The organism is Caldicellulosiruptoraceae bacterium PP1 (genome assembly GCA_041320695.1).
Classification (GTDB): Bacteria; Bacillota; Thermoanaerobacteria; order Caldicellulosiruptorales; family Caldicellulosiruptoraceae; genus JBGGOQ01.
In genome coordinates this window covers 17,067-32,156 of the sequence record JBGGOQ010000011.1, presented here as the reverse complement: position 1 = coordinate 32,156, position 15,090 = coordinate 17,067, and the positions used below count along the sequence as shown (strand labels likewise).

General features: G+C 26.8%; 13 protein-coding genes, 1 other RNA gene and 1 riboswitch. Of the genes, 10 read left to right on the top strand and 4 right to left on the bottom strand.

The window, feature by feature from the left end:
- The first annotated feature begins 109 nt into the window (after positions 1 to 109).
- From ACAG39_10810 to ACAG39_10800, 3 genes are all read left to right on the top strand, one after another.
- Positions 110 to 796 carry an anaerobic ribonucleoside-triphosphate reductase activating protein gene (locus tag ACAG39_10810; GenBank protein ID MEZ0537721.1) on the top strand — a complete coding sequence of 229 codons (687 nt, stop codon included), beginning with the start codon at positions 110 to 112 and terminating at the stop codon, positions 794 to 796.
- Positions 797 to 811: 15 nt separating this feature from the next.
- Positions 812 to 2,086: an MFS transporter gene (locus ACAG39_10805; protein ID MEZ0537720.1), complete on the top strand. Its 1,275-nt coding sequence runs from the start codon at positions 812 to 814 to the stop codon at positions 2,084 to 2,086.
- A gap of 97 nt (positions 2,087 to 2,183) precedes the next feature.
- Positions 2,184 to 2,648 carry a hypothetical protein gene (locus tag ACAG39_10800; protein ID MEZ0537719.1) on the top strand — a complete coding sequence of 155 codons (465 nt, stop codon included), beginning with the start codon at positions 2,184 to 2,186 and terminating at the stop codon, positions 2,646 to 2,648.
- Positions 2,649 to 2,676: 28 nt separating this feature from the next.
- Here ACAG39_10800 and ACAG39_10795 read toward each other — a convergent pair whose 3' ends face one another.
- The gene (locus ACAG39_10795; protein ID MEZ0537718.1) at positions 2,677 to 3,552 is read right to left on the bottom strand and encodes a helix-turn-helix domain-containing protein; all 876 of its coding nucleotides are present in this window, start codon (positions 3,550 to 3,552) and stop codon (positions 2,677 to 2,679) included.
- A gap of 155 nt (positions 3,553 to 3,707) precedes the next feature.
- On the opposite strand from ACAG39_10795, the gene ACAG39_10790 reads away from it, so the two are divergent.
- From ACAG39_10790 to ACAG39_10780, 3 genes are all read left to right on the top strand, one after another.
- Positions 3,708 to 4,796, top strand: coding sequence for a Gfo/Idh/MocA family protein (locus ACAG39_10790; protein ID MEZ0537717.1), 1,089 nt, complete (start codon positions 3,708 to 3,710; stop codon positions 4,794 to 4,796).
- 25 nt (positions 4,797 to 4,821) lie between these two features.
- A complete protein-coding gene (locus tag ACAG39_10785; protein MEZ0537716.1) occupies positions 4,822 to 5,610 on the top strand; it encodes a sugar phosphate isomerase/epimerase family protein in 789 nt (262 codons plus the stop codon).
- Positions 5,611 to 5,699: 89 nt separating this feature from the next.
- On the top strand, positions 5,700 to 7,142 hold the full coding sequence (locus ACAG39_10780) for a glycogen synthase (GenBank protein MEZ0537715.1): 1,443 nt from the start codon (positions 5,700 to 5,702) through the stop codon (positions 7,140 to 7,142).
- Here ACAG39_10780 and ACAG39_10775 read toward each other — a convergent pair.
- Entirely contained in the window at positions 7,139 to 10,582 is a 3,444-nt protein-coding gene (locus ACAG39_10775; protein ID MEZ0537714.1) for a tetratricopeptide repeat protein, read from the bottom strand. The genes ACAG39_10780 and ACAG39_10775 overlap by 4 nt on opposite strands.
- A gap of 112 nt (positions 10,583 to 10,694) precedes the next feature.
- A riboswitch (cyclic di-GMP riboswitch) is annotated at positions 10,695 to 10,780 on the top strand.
- Positions 10,781 to 10,887: 107 nt separating this feature from the next.
- On the opposite strand from ACAG39_10775, the gene ACAG39_10770 reads away from it, so the two are divergent.
- Positions 10,888 to 11,295, top strand: coding sequence for a hypothetical protein (locus ACAG39_10770; protein MEZ0537713.1), 408 nt, complete (start codon positions 10,888 to 10,890; stop codon positions 11,293 to 11,295).
- 53 nt (positions 11,296 to 11,348) lie between these two features.
- Here ACAG39_10770 and ACAG39_10765 read toward each other — a convergent pair whose 3' ends face one another.
- Positions 11,349 to 12,554, bottom strand: a complete 1,206-nt coding sequence (locus ACAG39_10765) for a diguanylate cyclase (protein MEZ0537712.1) — start codon at positions 12,552 to 12,554, stop codon at positions 11,349 to 11,351.
- Between the two features lie 21 nt (positions 12,555 to 12,575).
- A complete protein-coding gene (locus tag ACAG39_10760; GenBank protein ID MEZ0537711.1) occupies positions 12,576 to 13,277 on the bottom strand; it encodes an MBL fold metallo-hydrolase in 702 nt (233 codons plus the stop codon).
- A gap of 198 nt (positions 13,278 to 13,475) precedes the next feature.
- Between ACAG39_10760 and ACAG39_10755 the strand changes: the two genes are divergently transcribed.
- From ACAG39_10755 to ssrA, 3 genes are all read left to right on the top strand, one after another.
- On the top strand, positions 13,476 to 13,877 hold the full coding sequence (locus ACAG39_10755; GenBank protein MEZ0537710.1) for a pyridoxamine 5'-phosphate oxidase family protein: 402 nt from the start codon (positions 13,476 to 13,478) through the stop codon (positions 13,875 to 13,877).
- Positions 13,878 to 14,072: 195 nt separating this feature from the next.
- Positions 14,073 to 14,540: an SsrA-binding protein SmpB gene (smpB, locus tag ACAG39_10750; protein ID MEZ0537709.1), complete on the top strand. Its 468-nt coding sequence runs from the start codon at positions 14,073 to 14,075 to the stop codon at positions 14,538 to 14,540.
- Positions 14,540 to 14,901: a transfer-messenger RNA gene (gene ssrA, locus ACAG39_10745) on the top strand. Before smpB ends, ssrA begins: the two co-directional genes overlap by 1 nt.
- Positions 14,902 to 15,090: the final 189 nt, after the last annotated feature.

The window sequence follows — 15,090 nt, the reverse complement described above, 5'->3', positions numbered from 1 at the left end:
TATTTAAGAAATTTCTAATATAGATTTTTTAATTAAATTAATGATAAAATAATTTAGAATCGAAAATTAATAATTTAGAATTGAAAATTGAGAATGGAGATTGGAAACAATGTTAGTAGATTTTATGAAGGTATCTACTGTTGATTATCCTGGAAAAGTTGCAGCTACCGCTTTCTTTGGTGGCTGCAACTTTTCGTGTTATTTTTGTCATAACTCAAAATTGATAAGAGCATATAACGAAAAGATGAACGAAGAAGAATTTTTTAATTATTTAGATAAAAGAAAAGGAATTGTTGATGCTGTATGTATAACAGGTGGAGAGCCTACATTAAATGAAGAATATCTTATTTGGTTTATAAGACAACTTAAAAAAAGATCTCTATTAGTTAAATTGGATACAAATGGATCAAATCCAAATATCATTAAAGAAATAATAAATAATAATTTAATCGACTATATAGCTATGGATATTAAAACTTCACTAAAAAAATACAAAGATTTAACAGGATATGATAATATAGATAACATAAAAGAAAGTATAGAAATTATAAAAAACTCATTTATTAATCATGAATTTAGGACAACAGTTAGTGAACGTTTCCATGAATTAAACGATTTTATTGAAATAATCAATTTAATTGATAATAGCAAGTATTATTTACAGCCATATTCATATTCTCCAAATGTATTAGATGTAGAAATCTCAGGGCAACAAAATCAAGATCTTTCTTTTTTATATAAAATAAAAGAAAAGTTGAATAACTTGGGACACCATAATATCATAATTCGTAGCTAAAATGGGGGTTATTGTATGTCAATAATAAAGGACCAATTTGCAGCACTTGTGGAATCATTTAAAATGATAAATAAAAACACAAAAAGGGTACTACTTTTTGAACCGTTTTTTACTATTCCTTATGGCATGTTTGTTATATATTCATCTATTTATATGACACGTATGGGTGTTAAAGACTATCAAATAGGAATATTATCAACAGTATTAAATCTTGTTATGCTTTTATCCGCACCTATTGCAGGAATTTTAGCAAACAGGTTAGGTAGAAAAAAGACGTTATTTATTGGTGATTTTTTAGCATGGGTATTATACGCTTATATTTTCTTTTTTGCTAAGGATTTTAAATGGTTCTTAATTGCAACAATATTTAATGGGTTAACTCGTATACCAGAAATAGCATGGAGACTTCTACTAATTGAAGATGCTACCGAAAATGAAAGAGTAGCTATATACTCTTTAACCGTTTTTATATGGAATATAGGAAGTCTTTTTGCTCCACTTATGGGCATTTTAGTTGCGAAATTCGGAGTTATTCATGCTACAAGAGGTGTGATATTAGCTTTTGCAATATTAGTTAATGTTCTTATACTGGTAAGACATTTGATTACTTCAGAAACATCAGTTGGTAGGACAACATTAAAAGAAAATGAAAATAAAGAAAGAAGCATAACAAAAAGATTTATTGAGTACAAAGAAACAATTATTTATATTATAAAGAAAAAAGAACTACTTCTTATTATGTTGGTAATTGTTTTAAATAACTTTAATATGATATTTAGAGATACATATAGAAATCTTTATCTTACAGAAAGGTTAAAATTTGCTGACGATATAATCTCTACATTTCCAACTATTTCTGCAATAATAACAATTATCTTTATATTAATTGCAATACCAACTTTAAAAGATAAAAATCATGACAAGGTTTTATTATATGGCATAATATTAATATCAATATCAAATTTAATATTTCTATTTGCACCGTCGGGAATAATTGGATTTATATTAGTTATTTTTGTTGTTCTGCTTAATGCCATTGGTTCAGCAATTTATGCAGCATTTGTTGATGCTATTTTTGCTAATTCAATTGAAGACCATAAAAGGGCATATGTATTTTCGGCCTCTATGGTAATAATCTCGCTTCTATCAATGCCAATGGGTGCAATTGCTGGACAGCTTTATTCAATATCAAAAATAATTCCATTTATTATAGCTTTTATCTCGACATCGCTTTGTATTGTATTAATCTATAAAAAAATATCATTAACCGAAAATATTGTCGAGAAATAGCAAAACTAAGTTTATGTTTTTTTTATGAAGGGTATAAAATTATTATTACCTTTTTCTTTTTCATAAAAAATCAATAAAGTGTTTGGAGGGTATTATTATGGAAGAGGATTTATATGATTTAGATATCCTTGCTATTATTAAAACAAACAATGGGAGAGAATTTGATATAATAAAAGGTGATAATCAATTTAAGCAAAGCATTTTGAGGTTTAGCAATATTTCTGAACTAATGGAAGAAACAGAGAAATATAAATTTTTTGAGCTTCTCAATAAACGGGTTGAAATGGATAAATTTTTCTATTCTAATACTAAATTAACTATTGATGGTTATACATATTATGGGCTTATTATTTCTACTAACGATAATAAAAATCTGTATTTGCTTTTACTTAATTGTAATGTTACAAAGGAACCCATATATTTTAAAAGTCTTTCAAAATTAAACAATGAGCTAATGATAACTCAAAAAGAGTTATATAAGAAAAATATTGAATTACAGAAATTAAATAAAAAATTAAATGAAATGTTAATTACAGAAGAACTAACAGTTTTATATATATGAATGCAAAAATAAAATGAAGACCTTGTAATTATTTAATCAATTTCATCATTTTCTTTTTGTATTCACCTGGCGAACATTGATTGTATTTTTTAAATATTTTATAAAAATGAGCCATATTAGGCATGCCAATCATAAATCCTACTTCATCAATTGTTTTATCTTCAGTTAAAAGAATTCTTTCAGCTTCTTTTATTTTACGTAGATTTACGTAATCAGTAAAGCTAAGGCCAACAGCCTTTTTAAAATATTTAATAAAATGATAATAACTCATATTTGCAAGTTTACACACATGTGTTATTTGAATTTTACTATGTATATTAGAATCAACATATTCAAAAACTTTTTTTAGTCTTCCAATTTCTAGATTTTTTGAATTATCAATAATACATTTATAATCATTTCTTAATATTTCTAGTAGTATCTTTTGAATCTCAATGCTAATAGCAAGTTCAAATCCTTTCTCTTTTTTATAAAATTCATCATATATATTATTAATTGATAAAAAAACATTTTTACTCACGTCATTTTTTTCTTGAAAGATATAATTAAGCTTTCCTAATGGATTGTTGCTATCAATAAAGTATTTCACATATTGCATTATAGCAGGATCAATAAATTTAGATAAATCAAATTGTAAAACAATATATTCAGTTATTTTTGAACTAGTTGCCATATCGTTATGTATCTGTGATGAACCAATTAGAACAACATTGCCTTCTTTAATATTATAACTTTCGCTGCCAATATATACATTTAATTCTCCCTTTAAAATAGCTAAAAATTCTATCTCTTTATGATAATGCCAGTTTCCATTTACACTTTTATTTTTGGACTGTTTCCATATTCTTATCGGAAGTAAAGGCTCATCAAAATATATTTTTTCATAAGAATTATCTTCAAACATATTTTTCACCTCATATAAAATCCCAAAATAGCATAATAAAATAACTATTTATGAAATATAAAAAAATATTTATTACTTATAAAATTAATATTATAATGATATATTTAATTTTGCAATAGCTAAAAAAGATAAAAAATAAACTCAAGGGGGATGTTATAATGAAAGAAAAGTTAAGGGTTGGTATTATTGGATGTGGTGGTATTGCAAATGGTAAACATATGCCTAGTTTAGCAAAAGTTAAAGAAGTTGAGATGGTTGCTTTTTGTGATATTATTGAGGAAAGAGCTGCAGAAGCAGCAGAAAAATATGGTGTTGAAGGTTCAAAGACTTATACAGATTACAGAAAACTTTTAGAAGACAAAACAATTGATGTAGTACATGTATGTACACCAAATAAATCACACTCTGAAATTACTGTTGCAGCATTAGAAGCTGGCAAACATGTAATGTGTGAAAAGCCAATGGCAAAAGATGTTAATGGTGCTAAGGCTATGTTAGAAGCAGCTCAAAGAACAGGTAAAAAACTAACTATTGGTTACCAAAATAGATTTAGAAAAGACTCACTTTATCTTAAGCAACTCTGTGATAGAGGAGATTTGGGAGATATTTACTTTGCAAAGGCTCATGCAATAAGAAGAAGAGCTGTTCCTACATGGGGAGTATTCTTAAATGAAGAAGAACAAGGTGGAGGCCCATTAATTGATATAGGAACACATGCACTTGACTTAACTCTTTGGATGATGAACAATTATAAACCAAAATATGTTGTAGGTAATGTTTATAAGAAATTATCACAAACAGAAAATGCAGCTAATGCATGGGGACCATGGGATCCTAAGAAATTTACTGTAGAAGATTCAGCTTTTGGGTTTATTACAATGGAAAATGGAGCAACAATAGTTCTTGAATCAAGCTGGGCTATTAATATGCTTCAAGTTGGTGAAGCAATGACAACACTTTGTGGAACTAAAGCAGGAGCTGATATGTGGGGTGGCTTAAAGATTAATGGTGAAGAATTTGGTAAGCTTTATACAAAGAATATTGAATTAGATGCAACTGGTGTTGCTTTCTATGATGCAGTCAGTGAACATCCTGCAGATTTAGAAGCAAGATATTGGATTGATGCAATATTAAATGATAAAGAACCATTAGTAAAGCCTGAACAAGCTTTTGTTGTAAGCCAAATTCTTGAAGCTATTTACGAATCTTCAAAGACAGGAAAACCTGTTTACTTTAATGATTAATTATATTTAAATGGGAGAAAAACTAATGAAACTTGGAATTATTGGTTCACCAAACAAAGAAAGCTTTAAATATGCAAAACAAAAAGGGCTTGATTTTTTAGAATTTACATTAAATATTGGCTATGATTTAGATAATCAATTTTTTAATAAATTAGATGAGATTAAAGATTATATAAATAAATATAATGTTTTAGTTGGTTCAATAGGAAGATGGGGAACTGACAAAATAAGCTCAAAAGGTGAAATAATAAAAGAGGAATTAGAAATTTCGAAAAAATTAATTGATGCTTGTGAATTTTTAAATTGTCCAGTTTTTGTTTGTGGTGTCAATTATGTTAAAGAAATATCTTTTTACCAAAATTGTTCGCTAGCGATAGAATTTTTAACTGAGTTAGTTAATTATGCAAAACAAAAAAACGTAAAAGTAGCAACATATAATTGTAGATGGAATAACTTTATTTATAGTGAAGAAACATGGAAAATTATACATGGCCACATTGATGACCTTGGAATAAAATACGATCCTTCTCACAGTATTTACGATAATGGAGACTATCTAAAAGAAGCAAGAGATTGGGGTAAAAGATTTTACCATGTTCATATAAAAGGGTCATTAATGATTGATAGGCAACGCTTTGACGATCCACCAGCAGGTCTTGATATAACTAATTGGGGAGCTTTCTTAAGCATACTATATGCATATAATTATAAAGGTGGTTTATCAATTGAACCACATTCACAAAACTGGCATGGTGAACTTGGCGAGAAAGGTGTTGACTTTACAATAAGGTTTTTTAAAAATCTTATTTTATAAGATTGTAAGCGATAGGAGCAAAATCCTGTCGCTTTTTATTTTTTATGGGTATATTATTATTATTATAAAAATAAGTTAAGGTGATTTGTGTGAATAAATCTTTATTATTTGTCTCGCCAGAAGTCTTTCCATTTGCAAAAACATCAGGGATTGCTGATTATTCTTTTTCACTACCGAAAGTGCTAAAAAAGCGAGGAATGAACGTAACTATTGTTATGCCCAAATATAAAGTTGTTGAAGCAAGGGTAGAAACTTTAGTTGATTTTCCTATTAAAATAGGTAGCAGAAAAGAGACGTGCATAATAAGAAAAGGGGAAATACAACAAGATAATTTTGAAATTCCAATATACTTTATTGATAACTATCATTATTTTGATAGATCTGAATTATATGGTTATGATGATGATGGAGAGAGATTTGCTTTCTTTTGTAATGCAGTAGTAGAGTTTATGCAAAGATTTAATGTATATCCAGATATTATACATCTAAATGATTGGGAAACTGGACTTATAGCAGCATTAATCAGAAATGGCTATAAAAGGAGACAAGTTTTCAATAAGACAGCTTCTGTTTTTACTATTCATAACATTCATGAACAGGGCAATTTTACTCCAGACATACTAAAATATATAAATTTGGAAGAAGATATATTTGATGTTGATGGTATTGAATTTTACGGCGATGTTAGTTTTTTAAAAGCAGGGATTGTTTTTTCTGATTTAATAACAACTGTTAGTAAAACTTATGCAAAAGAGATTCAGCAGGCTGAATATGGTGAACGAATGGAAGGAATATTAAGAAAACGAAAAAGTCATTTAAAGGGAATATTAAATGGTATTGACTATGATATTTATAATCCTAAAACAACCCCATATATAAAATATCCATATTCATTAAAGGACATCTCTGATAAGGTTTTGAATAAATATTATCTTCAAGAATTAGTCGGATTTGATAAAAGCGATAAAATGCTTTTAGGCATGGTTTCAAAAATAAATGAGCAAAAGGGATTTGGTATATTAGTTGAGGTACTAGAAAGATTACTAAAAAAAGATATTCAAATTATTATCTTAGGAGAGGGAGATAAATACTATCAAAGAATATTACAAGATATTTCGCTAAGATATAACAGTAAAATGAAACTATTTCTTAAATTTGATACACCTTTAGCTCAGTTAATTTATGCAGGTTCAGATGCAATTTTATTACCTTCAAAAACTGAGCCTTGTGGTATGGCTCATATGATAGCATTAAGATATGGATCAATTCCAATTGCAAGGCTAACAGGTGGATTGGCTGATTCAATAACAGAATTTAGTGAAGAAGACAATGATGGCAATGGATTTCTATTTTTGAGGTATTCACCTGAAGAATTTTATTCTGCAATAGAGAGAGCTGAATATTACTATAATAAAAAAGAATATTGGCAAAGGATTATTTATAATGCCATGTCGAAAAATTTATCGTGGGAAAAAACAGCACAAGAATATATAGAAGTATATGAAAGTGCAATATCAAGCATTTTAGCTTAAATGCCTGATATTGTCTTTTTGTAAACACAATCATCAACACTTTCAATATGTTTTTTTGCTTGTATAATAGAATATTTTGCCTTTTCGTAGTTGTATGTAACTGAGTAAAAATCATATAATCTATAAAAACATTTGGATATCTCATAATCAGATTCAATAGCCTTTGCCATATCTACTGACTTAATTAGTAAGTTTTCTGCTTCAGAGTAGTTTTTCAATTCAATCAAAATAATAGATTTAAGTCTATAAGCTTTGATTTGTTTCATTCTATTATTTGAATTATCAGCAAGATTGATTGCTTTATTGATAAATTCTAATGCTTCTTTATAATTTTTTTCCTTGTAAAAAATTAAAGCTGATAATCGATATAAATCACTAAGTAGCATTAAGTCATTTACATTTTTCAGAAGATTTTCTGCTTTATATAAACATTTTTTTGCAAAATTATATTGATTAAAGGTAATATAAATTTTAGCAAAATTTAAATAATATAATGATTCTTCAGCTTCAAGGTTAATCTTTTTTGATATTATTAAAGATTTTGTAAGATAATTTTTTGCGTTTTGATAATCACCTATTTCAATATATATTTCAGCTAAATTAATATAGCATAAACATAATTCATATGATAAGTTTTTATCTTTTGCAATTCTAAGCGAAGTTTCTATATTTTTTAATGCTTTTGTAAATTGTCCCTTTTCAAAATATATTATTGCTAAATTTATATTAAGAGTACATAAAAGATGACTATTACTTATATCAGTAGAGATATCAATAGCTTTTGTGATAAATTTAATGGCTTTACTATTATTTCCTGTTGAATGATAAATAACACCCAAATTACTTGAAATTTTTGCCATTACATATAGATTATTTGACTGTTCAGCAAACTCAAATGCCTTATTTAAAAGATCTATCGCATTTTCAGCATCTCCATATTGAAAATAAAATGATAAGGAGGCTATATTTAATATTTTAGCTAAATTTTCATAATCTCTATTTTTCTTGAGTATTTCTTCAGATTTTACTGCTATTTCAATTACTGATTTATCTTCTTTATAACTTAGCAAGGTACATTTTAAATATAATAATTTACCCCAGTAAAAATGCTCTTTACTAAGTATATTTTCAAGTTCATTAATTATTTTTTCAGATTCATCTAAATATGATAATGTATTATAAATTTCACAAAGCTTTATTTTTGATAAAATTTTATCATCATCAAAATTGGTGTTGTGTGATATATTTTTTAATAAGTCAATAGCTTTATCGTAGTCTGATGTATTTATATAAATATTGCTTAAATTGTATAAAGCATCAGTACTTAAATTATCAAAAGATAAATTATTTTCCTTTGCTATGTTGAGATATTTTTCATATATAACTTTAGCATCTTTATAAAGTCTTTTAGAAAAATATAAATGAGCTAATTTACTGTAATACTCTAGTGCTTTCAAAAAATCATTTGCTAAATAATAATGTTCAGAAAGTAAATTATATAAATTTTCTAGGTTATAGTCTTGTTTTTTTTCGAGTAAATTTGCGAAAGACTTGTGGATATTTATTTTATCATATTTTGGCAACAGATTATAAATAAATGATCTTAAAATATCATTTTCAAAAATAAATATAGATTCATTACTTTTTGAAATAGTTGATTTTAAATATATAAATTTCATTTTAATTAACTTTTGAATGCATTTTTCCATAGATATATTATTGGGTGCAAGAAAATTCAACCATTCAGAACTAAACTCATTTCCTAATACAGAAGCAATTTTGATAACAATTTGACAATCATCATCAAGTAATGAAAATTTTTCACTTAATAATTTTTCGGTAGATATTGGTATTTTATTATAATTGTTTATTGTTGCAATGTTATTTTGAATAACAATCTGGTTTTCGTTTATTAATGTATTAACAAATTCCTTAATAAAATATGGATTGCCTTGAGTTACATCATAAATATATTTTATAAACTTTTTATCAACATATTGGCATTTTAATTGACTTAATATTATTTTTTCAATTGCTCTAATTGACATTGTTGGAAGGTATATTACATTGCTTTTTATTTTTCTAATTTTATATGAAGAGGATAATAATATAAAAAGTTTATTTTTTATTTCAGAATTTTTTACTAAATCAATAATAATTGAGTAAGATTGTGGATCACAATTATCAAAATCATCAAAAATAATTATATAATCGTTGTTATATGCAGAATATCTAATAAATTTAATAATTTGATTATTAAGTTCGGTTTGTATATCTTGATAGCTCATTGAGTTTAGTATCTTGTTAAAGCCTTCATCAACATCTATTCCTAATATTAATGAAAGGAAATTAAAACTTTTTATTATATCATCATAAGGTAAATCTCTATATAAAAAATCTAAATAGGATAATAATCTGTTCTTTTTAATTCTTTGAATATTATCATATTCAATATTTAAGATATTACATATCAATATAGCAACAGAATAGAATGATCTGTTACTCAAAAGTTTGTTTGAAGGGATATATAAAATTTTAAATTTATTATCAATAGTATTAATCCAATTTTTAATTAATGTTGTTTTACCAATACCATGAGGACCAACTAATTGAACAACATTATTCTCACCTGATGCAAAGAACAAGTTTAGTTTTTTTATTATATTATTTTCATCGATAAATTCATCAAAAAGATTTATTTGTTCATCTCTAATAGAAATAGGGATATATGCTTTTATTGGCTGTTCTTTATTTTTGGCAATTATTGAAAGGGGATTCGAATATATGAATGTTTTACTTGTTTCGACATAAATATTTTCAGATACTAAAATTCTACCTTTTTCACATGCTGACTGAAGCCTCTGAGCTGTATTTACAACATCACCTATAACAGTGTAATCCTTGTCATAAAGACCTCCAACGTTACCTACTGATACAATACCGTAATCTATACCTATTGATATATTTAGATCAATATTGTGTTGTTTTGAAAATTCATTAGTTAATTCTAACATTCTTAATGCACATAAAACAGATCTCTTAGCATCATCAATATGTGATATTTTTACTCCAAAAACTGCCATAACACAGTCTCCAATAAACTTATCTATTGTTCCTTCATATTGATAAATGGGCTTTGTTACATATTCAAAGAAATTATCTATAAGAATTTTTAAATCTTCTGGATTCATTTTTTCTGATAACTTTGTAAAACCTGAAATATCAGCAAACAAAACTGCAACTTTTTTAATTGATTCATTATATTCTAGTTCAGAATTATTTTTTAGAATTATTTTTGCACCACAATTAAAACAATAATTTGCATATTTTGGATTTGGAAAACCACATGATTTACAGGCAAAAGCAAATTTCATACCACATATAACACAAGTATTTATATCTGTTGATGGGAGCTTATATCCACAGTTGAAACAAATCATAATTTCATCCCCTAAAAATTATAAAAAAACACTTGAAATTTATAAAAAAATAAACGATAATATTATTGTAATATATATTTGATAATTTTATTATACATCTGTTAATATTATATGTCGACAATAGCAAACTTACCGAAAGGTAAGGACGCAAAGCCATGGGTCTAAGGGTTTTTTACCTATGATTGCCAGGTTGCCGAAACATATATTGATTTATGCAACCTTCAAAATAGCATATTTCAATATATATGGCACCTGACAAAAGTCACGGTGCTTTTTTAATTATTTATATTTTGGAGGTGTGTAGAATGTTTAAGTTCAAAAGGTTATCAGCAATTTTATTAATTACTTTACTATTTTTATCTATGTCAATAGCATTTGCCGATGATAATCCAATTACATTTAGTAATACCTTTACAGTTACAAATGATGGTGGGAAATTTAATGTTGGATTTGTTGAAATAGAATTTAAAAAGAATTCACTACCAGCAAATATTAATCAAATTACATTAAATGCAGAGATTTATGCAGAAAATGGAACAGTATATATTGAGTTTAGACCAGATGTTGAAAAGTTTGATAAACATGTTCATATTCGAGTAGATAATTACAAAGGATTTATTTATGATAAAACATTAGGGAAAAATACTGAAGTAAATATTAAAAAGTTTAATTTTATTGCCGATCATTTTTCACGATATGCTTTAGCAAGATAATATTGAAAACCCCTCAAACTCCTTTATTATATAGAAAAGGCCTCTCTTAAATTTCACGAAAGGCCTTTTTGCTTTCTTTTATCTTTATACATTTCTTCATCAGCTATTTTAATTAATTCATCTAAAGATAAATTACTTGCAGGATCAAATTCTGAGAAACCATGGCTAACTGATATTTTGTATGGTTTCGAAGTTGAAGAATTAAAATCATTTATTTTATTTTGAATTCTATTCCAAACAATATTAGCTTCATTTAATGTTGCTTTATGAAGGATTATAACAAATTCATCTCCTCCATATCTGAAAACTATATCATAACTTCTAACAACTTCTTGAAGTATTTTACTGACAATTTTAAGCATTTCATCTCCTTCTTGATGTCCATAAGTATCATTAACAGTTTTCAAATTATTTACATCAAGAAAACCAACAACAAAGTGGATATCATTTATCTTTGCCAATTGAATTTGTTTTTCAAGCATTGATAGACCTTCACTTCTTGTAAGAAGTCCAGTTAAAGCATCCAAAGTTGCATATCTTTTAAATTCTTCCTGTTCAATAAGCAAATCTTCGCTTAGATTAGCTATAACCTGCCTCATAGAATTAAATATACTGACTAATGCATGTCTTGTATTTGCTGTATTTTTTTCTATTTTATCATAGAGTAATAATCTTTCAATTAAAATTGCTGCTTGTGAACTTAAATTAATTATCAATTCTTTATCATCATCAGTGAAATCAATCACAAATTTAGAAACTGTATTTTTATCTAATGTAATGGTATTATCTACCTTTTTATTAATAATTTGAAGAACACCAATTACATTTCCTCTTAGATCTACCATAGGTATAGTCATAAGGTTAACTGTTTTATAATTTAATCTTTCATCAAAATCTTTATACTGATGAAAAGAAAAATTGTTATTTTTTTTATCTAAATTATTAATTATAACTGGACTACCCGTTAGAGCAACATAACCAGCTATGCTATTTTCATCTACTAAAATCCTTTCACCAATAAAATTAAAATTAACTGATCTATTCATTGAATGTTTTATTTTTAAATATTTCTTTTTGTTTTCTTCTTCAACTAAATATATAGTTCCACCATCACTTGAAGTAATATTTAGTGATTCATTTAAAATAATTTTAAGAATTTCATCAATATCTTTTTGTTTAATAATTAATATTCCAATGTTATTTAGAGCCTTAATTATATCTTTTAATCTATTAATTTCACTTTGAGCATCATTATTCATAATATATTAACAACCCCTTGGTTATATACTTTTTACTATATTAAATCCATTCTTTATAACCCATTCATGATTCAAATTATCATCATAGTGCATACAATATACTTTATTTCTAAAATTTAGGGGTATATATTCAAATAGATCTTCAATAAATAAATGTAGATGATTTTTGTATGAACATGTATCTTGATAAAAATATTGGATTTCATTACTAAGGAATCTATCTAAAATATAATTATTTATATCTCTTGAGTCACCACTATAAAATATCCTATAATTATCAAAATTTATTATATATCCAAAACAATTCAAAGAAGCTATATGATTTTGTCTTACATATTGTATCGTCAAGTTATACTCATTTATTAAATAAGAATTTTTACTTGGCTTAACGATCTGATAAATTTTATCATCAATACCGCATAAATGTAATATATTTTTAATTGCATCTATATCAGGGAATATGATAATTGGCTTTATGTTTTTGATGAAATATAGGTATAAAAGAAAGTCACCTAAAGAGCCTATATGATCAAAATGTGTGTGTGTCAATATTATATAAACAGAATTATATTTTACCAATAATTGTTTTTTTATTATTTTTTTAAAAACAGTACCACCACAATCAATAAGAAAAAAAGCATCTTTTATTGTAAAATATGCAGATGTATTTTCTTCATTAATACTAAAAGCATTCCCACAACCAAAAAATTTAAGAAATGACATTATTGTTTCCACCTTTTTTAATCAGAATTTATTTGGCTTTTATATTCAAGGCCCATTAATATAAAACTTATATTAGCCTTTATTAAGAAAAAAAGAACTATGTAAGAAAAATTATCGTACTTGCAAAAAAAATACCTATGACTTTATTATAAAACACGAAGGCATTATTTCAATACAATTTTGAATGGAGGAATTAAAATGGATAAACTACTTGAGTATTTAAAAGAAAAGCAAAATGGTGATTTTGCAACAGTAGATAATGGCAAACCAGACGTGAGACCTTGGCAATTCCAATTTGCAAAAGATAGGAAACTCTATTTTTGTACAGCTAATACAAAAAAGGTTTATAAGCAAATGAAAGAAAACCCTAATGTAGCATTTTCATGTATGACAAGTGATGGTAAAACAATTAGATTATATGGAAAAGCTGAATTTACTAGTGATGTATCAATAAAACAAGAGGTTTTAGATAGGAATGAAGGAATAAAAAGGATATATAAATCTGGCGATAATCCAATTTTTGAAGTGTTTTTTATTGAACATGGAAAAGCGGAGATATCTGATTTTTCAGGTAACCCACCAATTGTAATAGAGTTTTAAGATGAAAGGGGCAGAATGAAATAAATGCCCTTTTTTTAATATGTCAAAATATATTCATTAAAAAGTAATATGGTATGATTAAAAATGTTTTATGAAAAAGCAGCAAAAGGATGAGAATATATAGCAACTATTGAAAGATTAAAAAGAATTTAGTATAATAATATAATGCAATTTTGTCATTAAGGATGATAATTTATGGGAAGTACTGATGATATAAAAGTAATAGCTACCAATAGAAAAGCTTATCACGATTATTTTATTGAAGAAACTTATGAAGCTGGAATTGAGCTTAAAGGAACTGAAGTAAAATCAGTAAGACTTGGGCATGTAAATCTAAAAGATAGTTTTGCTTCGGTTGAGAAAGGAGAAGTGTTTTTGTATAATTTGCATATTAGTCCTTACGAAAAGGGTAACATTTTTAATGTTGACCCTATGAGAGATAGGAAACTTCTTCTTCACAAATATGAAATAAACAAGATTATTGGATACATTCAACAAAAAGGTTACACATTAGTACCATTGAAAATATACTTAAGAAGAGGTAGAATAAAAGTGGAATTAGCAATAGCAAAAGGTAAGAAACTTTATGACAAAAGAGAGGCTATTGCCAAAAGGGATGCTGACATGGAGATTCGCAAAAAGATGAAAGAATATTTAAAATAGGGGGCGTGTTTGGAATTCGACGGGGGTAGGCGGATTTCAAATAGCGGGTAGTGGTTTTCTCGGGTCCACTATAAACAATCGAGATGAAAAATAACTGCTGATAGACAAGAATTAGCTTTAGCTGCCTAAGTGCAGCTAACGTCCACCATTAGTGCCCACAGCTAATGTGATGGGCGTCAACCTATGTGGGGAACCACAAATTAGGTTTCTCAGGCCTTTTTTGTGGAACAAATCCTGAGATAGTCAATAAATAGCCTGCCAATGGGCGATTTATTGATGAAAACTAAAACATTGACTGCACCCGGAGAGGTTTGAGGTTCGATGCCTTCGGACAGGGGTTCAAATCCCCTCGCCTCCACCAAAATTGAACAATTCATTGATACGATGGATAGAAGCCTTGAGAAATCAGGGCTTTTTTAATTTTTTGAAATGGCAGCAATATTACTTATATATACTGTGAATATTAAAGGTGAACTTTTAATCTAGATAATGTCAAGCCTTGCTCAAGAGGAGAGCCGTTCGATTAGTGAAAATGTAACCTGGGGCTAAA

Bases quoted from the DNA above. Each gene is read 5' to 3' on its own strand.
- ACAG39_10800 (MEZ0537719.1), top strand. From the start codon at position 2,184: ATGGAAGAGGATTTATATGATTTAGATATCCTTGCTATTATTAAAACA.
- smpB (MEZ0537709.1), top strand. From the start codon at position 14,073: ATGGGAAGTACTGATGATATAAAAGTAATAGCTACCAATAGAAAAGCT.
- ACAG39_10810 (MEZ0537721.1), top strand. From the start codon at position 110: ATGTTAGTAGATTTTATGAAGGTATCTACTGTTGATTATCCTGGAAAA.
- ACAG39_10760 (MEZ0537711.1), bottom strand. From the start codon at position 13,277: ATGTCATTTCTTAAATTTTTTGGTTGTGGGAATGCTTTTAGTATTAAT.
- ACAG39_10765 (MEZ0537712.1), bottom strand. From the start codon at position 12,554: ATGAATAATGATGCTCAAAGTGAAATTAATAGATTAAAAGATATAATT.
- ACAG39_10785 (MEZ0537716.1), top strand. From the start codon at position 4,822: ATGAAACTTGGAATTATTGGTTCACCAAACAAAGAAAGCTTTAAATAT.
- ACAG39_10805 (MEZ0537720.1), top strand. From the start codon at position 812: ATGTCAATAATAAAGGACCAATTTGCAGCACTTGTGGAATCATTTAAA.
- ACAG39_10795 (MEZ0537718.1), bottom strand. From the start codon at position 3,552: ATGTTTGAAGATAATTCTTATGAAAAAATATATTTTGATGAGCCTTTA.
- ACAG39_10770 (MEZ0537713.1), top strand. From the start codon at position 10,888: ATGTTTAAGTTCAAAAGGTTATCAGCAATTTTATTAATTACTTTACTA.
- ACAG39_10775 (MEZ0537714.1), bottom strand. From the start codon at position 10,582: ATGATTTGTTTCAACTGTGGATATAAGCTCCCATCAACAGATATAAAT.
- ACAG39_10755 (MEZ0537710.1), top strand. From the start codon at position 13,476: ATGGATAAACTACTTGAGTATTTAAAAGAAAAGCAAAATGGTGATTTT.